Raw genomic sequence first — 6,550 nt, forward strand, 5'->3', positions numbered from 1 at the left:
TCCAGGACCCTCTGGCGGAGCTGGTGAAGATCGACCCCAAGGCCATCGGCGTGGGCCAGTACCAGCACGACATGCCCCCCAAGCGGCTGGACGAGGCTTTGAACGGTGTGGTGGAGGACTGTGTGAACGCCGTGGGCGTGGACGTGAATACCGCCTCCCCCTCCCTGCTTCAGCGTGTGGCGGGGCTGAACGCGACCACGGCGAAAAATGTGGTGGCCTACCGGGAGGAAAACGGCCCCTTCACTTCCCGGAAGCAGATTTTGAAAGTGCCCAAGCTGGGGCCCAAGGCCTTTGAGCAGTGCGCCGGCTTCCTGCGGGTGCCGGAGAGCCGCTCCGTGCTGGACAACACCGCCGTCCACCCGGAGAGCTACGCCGCGGCGGAGAAATTGCTCTCCCTCACCGGCCACACCCTCACGGACGTGCGGGATGGGAAGCTGGGAGATCTGAACGCCCAGATCAGGACCTACGGCGAGGACCGGGCGGCGGCGGACTGCGGCGTGGGCGTGCCCACATTGCGGGACGTGGCGGCGGAGCTGATGAAGCCCGGCCGGGACATCCGGGACGAGCTGCCCAAGCCCATCCTCCGCACCGACGTGCTGGAGATGAAGGACCTGAAGCCCGGCATGGTGCTGACGGGCACGGTGCGGAATGTCATCGACTTCGGCGTGTTCGTGGACATCGGCGTCCACCAGGACGGGCTGGTCCACATCTCCCAGGTGTCCCAGAAGTTTATCAAACACCCCTCGGAGGTGGTGTCTGTGGGAGACATCGTCCAGGTGGTGGTGCTGGAGGTGGACGAGAAGAAAAAGCGCATCGGCCTCAGCATGAAGCAGGTGCCCAAGGCGTGAGGAGGGAAACAGCCATGATCCTGACCATCGACCGGGTGAACGACCTGCTGGACGACATGGCAGACAGTTTCCCGGCGGCGTTGTTCGACGGCCTCAACGGCGGGATCAACCTGCTGGAGGAGGCCAAGCCGGACCCGGAGTTCCCAGAGGGCGAGATGTATATCCTGGGGGAGTACTGCGACGACCTGCTGGGCCAGTATATCAACCTGTACTACGGCTCCTTTGCCGCCCTTGCAGAGCGGGAGGACTGGGGCCAGGAAACATGGGAGGACGAGCTGTACACCACCCTGTCCCATGAGCTGACCCACCACATGGAGGGCCGGGGCGGCCTTCACGCCCTGGATGACCGGGACGCGGAAGAGCTGGAGGAATACCGCCGGGAGTACGGCGGAGAGATGTGATATAAAAGGACCGCCCCGTGCCTGCGGCACGGGGCGGTTTTGATATCCGGAGGGAGATCAGCCCTTGTCCTGCCGGATGATACGGCGCAGGGCTTCGATGGCGGAGAGGATGGGCTTCTGGATGCTGTCGGTGGGATAGACGTCGGCGCTGTTGCGCTTGGAGACGGACCCGTCGAAATTGGTGGCTGATACCAGGATGGAGGCGGTGCGGATCCCCAGGCTGGAGCCCACAGAGAAGAGGATGGACTCCTCCATGGAGGTGCAGACGGCACCGCCCCGGACATAGCTCTGCCAGCGGCGGATCAGATCATCGGACACCGGCTTCGTCTCCGGCTCCGCCTGCGTGTAAAAGGAGTCCTTGGTGATGCTGACGCCCACCGTGGTGTGAAAGCCCAGAGACACAGAGCTCTCCTCCAGAGCCTTCAGCAGCTGGTAGCTGGGGACGGCAGGGAACTCCATGGGCAGGTAGTGGAGGCTGGTGCCGTCCATGCGGACACTGCCGCTGACCACCACGATGTCCCCGCACTGGACGTCGGCGCAGGTGGAGGCGCAGGTGCCCACCCGGATGAAGGTATCCGCCCCGCACTTATGGAGCTCCTCCACGCAGATGGCGGTGGAGGGCCCCCCGATACCGGTGGAGGTAACGGTGATCCGCTCTCCATCCAGCGTGCCCTCCCAGGTGGTGAACTCCCGCTTCCGGGTCACCATGCGGGGGTTGTCCAGGTGGGCGGCGATCAGCTCGCACCGGTCCGGATCCCCGGGGACGATGGCGTAGCGGCCCGCCTCTCCGGGGGCCAGATTCACATGGAGCATTTTGGCTGTTTCAGACATGGTTCTCATTCTCCTCATCATATCATTATTGGTGTGAAATCCGGATGGAGGCCGTTCCCCGCATCCTCAGCAGTCCGCTTCCGCCTGGATCTCCTGCCGGAACATCAGAAGAAAACTGACGGCCAGCAGCAGACAGCTGGCCCAGATGGCCCCTGTTCCCCAGAGCTGGGAGGCAACGCCGCCGAATCCGGCCCCCAGGGCAAAAATGAGGATGACGGCGAAGTAGCGGCCGGCCTTCCGCAGGGCGGTCCGGTCCCGGGTGTCCCAGTAGGCACAGAAGGCGTCCACCCCGCTGCGGAGATTGCCGATGCACATGGTACTGGCGTATGCGCTGCCGTTGACCTTGCGGAACGCCTGGACCTGCATGGCGCAGGTGAAGGACACCAGCGCGTTGGCCGGCGCATCCCAGGACGATGGGAGGAATCCCACGCCCAGCAGCAGGCCGATCTCAGCCAGCACCACCATCTGCCGCCAGTGGAGCCGGGAAATCTCCTGGCAGCGGCGGCGGACCATCTCCGCAGCAAAGACGCCCAGCGCAAAGGCCAGCAGCGGGATCAGATACCGGAGGACGCCGGCCAGATCCCCGGCAAAGGCCCGCTGGCTCATAAGAACGATGTTTCCCGTCTGGGCATTGGCGAAAACCTGTCCCCGGACGCAGTAGGTGTAAGCGTCCTGCAGCCCGCCGGACAGGGTCAGAAAAACCATGGTGGAAAATGCCTCGGACATCTGCCCATGGCGGAGGGCGGACCTGGCTCTGTACATCCCATCAGCTCTTTTCCTGAGAATTCCGTGAACAGTATAATATAGGCGCGGGAAAAAGACAAGCCTGGAGAGAAGCACCTCTCACATTCCCGGAGCAGTATCATCTGTCATAAGTGCTTTTAATGGAAGCGGTTACATTTCTGCCGATCTATACAAGGAATGTTAGAGCTTTTCTACACCTGTGTAAAATGTACATTAAATACAAAGAATCCCTTGCTTCCACCGCAAAAAAGTGTTAAAGTTGACTTGATCCAGGAAAACACTGGAAGCTTTACAACAAAAAAACTGTTATTTTCCTACGAAAAATATGAAAACGCTTACGCGAAAAGGGGCGTGACCGTGAATCCAACCATCTATGATGTCTCCAGACTGTCCGGAGTTTCCATCGCCACCGTGTCCCGCGCGTTCTCCAATCCGGAGCGGGTCCGGGAGGACACCCGCCGGAAGGTGTTTGAAGCAGCGGAAGTGCTCCACTACTCTCCAAATGCCATCGCCCGGGCCATGGCCCGCCAGCGAACGGACAAGATCGCCTTCCTGATCTGTAAGGAGGGAGCCACGATCCTGGACGAATTCTACGCCGGCATCTGCACCGGGATCATGCGGGAGACGAACCGAAGTGACTTTGAGCTGGTCATTTCCACCGCTGCGGACTGGGACACGGCCTCCAACACCTCCAAAAACAAACAGGTGGAGGGTGTGATCCTGGGCGGCAATGCCCGACCGGATATGATCGCAGAGCTCCAGAACCGGGATCTGGCCGTGGTACTGGTAAACAACCGCATCCAGGGACTGGACATTCCCTGCGTGGTGTCGGACGAATACGGCGGGGTCCGCCAGGCGCTGGAGCACCTGATCGGCCGGGGTCATCGGAACATCGCCATGCTGGCAGGGCGCTTCTCCCCCTATATACTGGGAGAGCGGTACCGGGCCTTTCTGGAAGTCACCCAGGCCCACGGCCTGCCGGCAGACACCCGGCACATCAAGCTGTGCGATCCCACGGTGGAGAGTGCCGCAGAGGCCTGCCTGGAGCTGCTGTCCCGGCAGGACCGGCCCACGGCTATCTTCGGCGGAAACGACGTGATGGCCGCCGGAGCCATGAAGGCCGCCCTCCGCCTGGGCCTGCGGGTGCCGGAGGACCTGGCGGTGACGGGACTAGACGACAGCTCCGCCTGCGGGATGCTGGAGCCGGAGCTCACCTCCGTCCACATCGACTGCCGCCGGATGGGGGAGTTGAGCGTGGCGCGGCTCCAGGCGCTGCTGGCAGGGGAGACGGACGTCCCCCAGGTCACGGTGGTGCCCACAGAGCTGCGGGTGCGCGGCTCCAGTTGACCCGTACTTTGGAAAAATACAGAATGCCGCGGGTGCGCGGCGGGAATTTTGCCATGCGCAAAAACGAGGAGGAGAGGATATGAAAGCGAGAAAAAGAGCCGGGACAGTGGGAAAAGTCCTGGGCTGCGCCCTGCTGTTGGTGATCGCCCTGTTTCCCATCTATTGGCTGGTGGCCATGGCCATCCGCCCTACATCGGAGATGCAGGGGCATATCTCCCTGATCCCGCAGTCCCTCACCATTGAGCATTTTATCAGCCTGTTTGTCAGCAAGGGCTTCGGCCAAGCCGCCATCAACAGCCTGCAGACCACGCTGAGCTCCCTGGTGCTGTCGCTGATCGTGGGAATCTGCGCCGCCTATATCCTGGCCCGGCGGAGATTCCGCTTCGGGCTGAAGCGGCCAATGACCTATTGGGTGCTGCTGGTCCGCGTGCTGCCTCCGGTGGCCTTCACCATCCCCCTGTACACCATGTTCAGCAAGATCGGCCTGTTGAACACCAAGATCCCGGTGACGCTGGCCTGCGTGCTCATCAACGTGCCGCTGATTATCTGGTTCCTCATCAGCTTTTTCCAGGACCTGCCGGAGGAGGTGGAGGAGAGCGCCAAGGTGGACGGCGCCACAGAGTGGCAGCTCTTCCGCAAGATCGTCCTGCCCCTGGTGGCGCCGGGTATCGCCGCGGTAGCCATGCTGTCCTTCATGTACGCCTGGAATGAGTACACCTACACGGTCATCTTTACCCGCAGCCCCAGCAACTACACCGTGCCCCTGGCGCTGTCGGTGCTGAACACGGAGGACAACCTGACCAACTTTGGCCTGGTGGCCGCAGGCGGCGTGGTGTCTGTCATCCCCATCACCCTGTTTGTGATCTTTGCGCAGAACTACTTGATCTCCGGATTGTCAAGCGGTGCTGTCAAAGAGTAACAAAATACATCGCACTTCCGATCCCTGACACAACATCAAGCGGAAAAGAGTAGGAGGAAACGAAATGAAAAAACTGCTTACCCTGGTCCTGGCGCTGGCCATGACGCTGTCTCTGGCGGCCTGCGGCGGCGGTGGAGAGGACACGGCCGATGAAGGCAGCGAGGGCAGCACTTCCGGCGAGCCCACCAAGATGACCCTGATCCTGCGGGGCGGCGCCTACGGCGAGTCCCTGGAGGCCAGCCTGGCCCCCTTTGAAGCGGAGCACAACGTGGACATCGAAGTGATGCTCATGTCCTTCGACGACCTGCACACCGGCATCGCCCTGGATGCCGTCAACGAAGTTGGCACCTACGACCTGTGCATGGTGGACGGCTCCTGGATGGCCGAGTTCACTGAGAACGGCGTACTGGCCAACCTCAGCGAGATGGGATACAGCTTTGACGACGACATCATTCCCGCCACCACCACCATCTGCAAGGTGGGCGAGGACATCTACCTGGCTCCCTACTACGGCAACGTGACGGTCATGATGTACAACAAGCAGCTGCTGGCGGACGCCGGCTACGCCCCCGAGGATATCGACTCCTTCGCGGATCTGATGGACATCGCCCAGAAGACCAAGGCGGCCGACTCCAACAAGAACGGTTTCCTGATCCGCGGCGGCAGCGCCGACAACATCCTGTCCGACTTCCTGCCCCACCTGGTTGTCCACGGCGGCTGGGTCGTGGATGAGAACAACAACCCCACCGTTGACACTCCCGAGTTCAAGGCCGCCATGCAGGAGTACCTGGACCTGTACGCCCTGGGCAGCACCCTGGACAAGGACGACATCGTGGCTTCCGTGACCTCCGGCGAGACCGCCCTGGCCCAGATCTGGCCCGGCTGGTACACCCCCACTGCTGACGGTCCTGCCAACTATACCACCATCCCCACCAAGCTGACCGACGACTCCGCGCCTGTGGACGCCGTGGCCCTGCAGGGCGTGTGGTGCATCGGCATCCCCGACAACGCCCCCCACAAGGACCTGGCCCTGGAGCTGCTGGAGTACGTCATGAGCCCCGAGGTGCAGCTGGCCTCCATTGAGAACAACGGCGTGCCCTGCCGGTACAGCTGCCTGACCGATTCCACCGTGCTGGAGACCTATCCCCACCTGCAGACCGTCTGCGGCGCTCTGGAGACCGGCGTGTACCGCCCTGTGATCGAGGAGTGGACGGAGTTCACCAACATCCTGGGCACCGAGATGGACAACATCATCCAGGGCACCAAGACCATGGACGAGGCGCTGGCCTACGCCCAGGAGCAGCTGGAGCAGCTGATGGCCTGAGCCCAGCCTCTCTGAAACAGAAATGACACGGCCGGGCGGGGGGGCGGCGGGGGGCCCCCCCCCGGGGTGAAAAAACCCCCCGCCCCGGCCCGGGGGGCCCCCACCCCAACGTTTTTGGGGGCAGGATTATTAGAAA

7 protein-coding genes are annotated in these 6,550 nt (G+C 62.3%); 5 read left to right on the forward strand and 2 right to left on the reverse strand.

Features of this window, described 5'->3' with window-relative positions; genetic code table 11:
* The coding region (locus QVE23_RS08590) for a helix-hairpin-helix domain-containing protein (protein WP_287967938.1) at positions 1–848 on the forward strand (848 nt) is incomplete at its 5' end.
* Positions 849–862: 14 nt separating this feature from the next.
* Positions 863–1,249 (forward strand): metallopeptidase family protein, encoded by a 387-nt coding sequence (locus QVE23_RS08595; protein WP_119310395.1) that lies wholly within the window; start codon positions 863–865, stop codon positions 1,247–1,249.
* A gap of 57 nt (positions 1,250–1,306) precedes the next feature.
* On the opposite strand, the gene QVE23_RS08600 is transcribed toward QVE23_RS08595, so the two are convergent.
* Together QVE23_RS08600 and QVE23_RS08605 are read right to left on the reverse strand one after the other, a co-directional pair.
* A complete protein-coding gene (locus QVE23_RS08600) occupies positions 1,307–2,080 on the reverse strand; it encodes a nucleoside phosphorylase (protein WP_036636888.1) in 774 nt (257 codons plus the stop codon).
* Positions 2,081–2,146: 66 nt separating this feature from the next.
* On the reverse strand, positions 2,147–2,842 hold the full coding sequence (locus QVE23_RS08605; RefSeq protein ID WP_021750982.1) for a YoaK family protein: 696 nt from the start codon (positions 2,840–2,842) through the stop codon (positions 2,147–2,149).
* A 339-nt stretch (positions 2,843–3,181) separates the two neighbouring features.
* Here QVE23_RS08605 and QVE23_RS08610 point away from each other — a divergent pair, with 339 nt between their 5' ends.
* From QVE23_RS08610 to QVE23_RS08620, 3 genes are all read left to right on the forward strand, one after another.
* Positions 3,182–4,171: a LacI family DNA-binding transcriptional regulator gene (locus QVE23_RS08610; protein ID WP_036628089.1), complete on the forward strand. Its 990-nt coding sequence runs from the start codon at positions 3,182–3,184 to the stop codon at positions 4,169–4,171.
* Between the two features lie 79 nt (positions 4,172–4,250).
* Complete coding sequence (locus QVE23_RS08615; protein WP_021750984.1) at positions 4,251–5,090, forward strand: carbohydrate ABC transporter permease; 840 nt, start codon at positions 4,251–4,253, stop codon at positions 5,088–5,090.
* 64 nt (positions 5,091–5,154) lie between these two features.
* Entirely contained in the window at positions 5,155–6,414 is a 1,260-nt protein-coding gene (locus QVE23_RS08620) for an extracellular solute-binding protein (protein ID WP_021750985.1), read from the forward strand.
* Positions 6,415–6,550 lie beyond the last annotated feature (136 nt).

Origin of the sequence: Oscillibacter sp. KLE 1728, assembly GCF_934833455.1 — a bacterium.
In the GTDB taxonomy this organism is placed as follows: domain Bacteria; phylum Bacillota; class Clostridia; order Oscillospirales; family Oscillospiraceae; genus Oscillibacter; species Oscillibacter welbionis.

Excerpts from the sequence above, each read along its gene's own strand:
- QVE23_RS08595 (WP_119310395.1), top strand. The coding sequence starts at position 863 with ATGATCCTGACCATCGACCGGGTGAACGACCTGCTGGACGACATGGCA.
- QVE23_RS08600 (WP_036636888.1), bottom strand. The coding sequence starts at position 2,080 with ATGTCTGAAACAGCCAAAATGCTCCATGTGAATCTGGCCCCCGGAGAG.
- QVE23_RS08605 (WP_021750982.1), bottom strand. The coding sequence starts at position 2,842 with ATGTACAGAGCCAGGTCCGCCCTCCGCCATGGGCAGATGTCCGAGGCA.
- QVE23_RS08615 (WP_021750984.1), top strand. The coding sequence starts at position 4,251 with ATGAAAGCGAGAAAAAGAGCCGGGACAGTGGGAAAAGTCCTGGGCTGC.
- QVE23_RS08620 (WP_021750985.1), top strand. The coding sequence starts at position 5,155 with ATGAAAAAACTGCTTACCCTGGTCCTGGCGCTGGCCATGACGCTGTCT.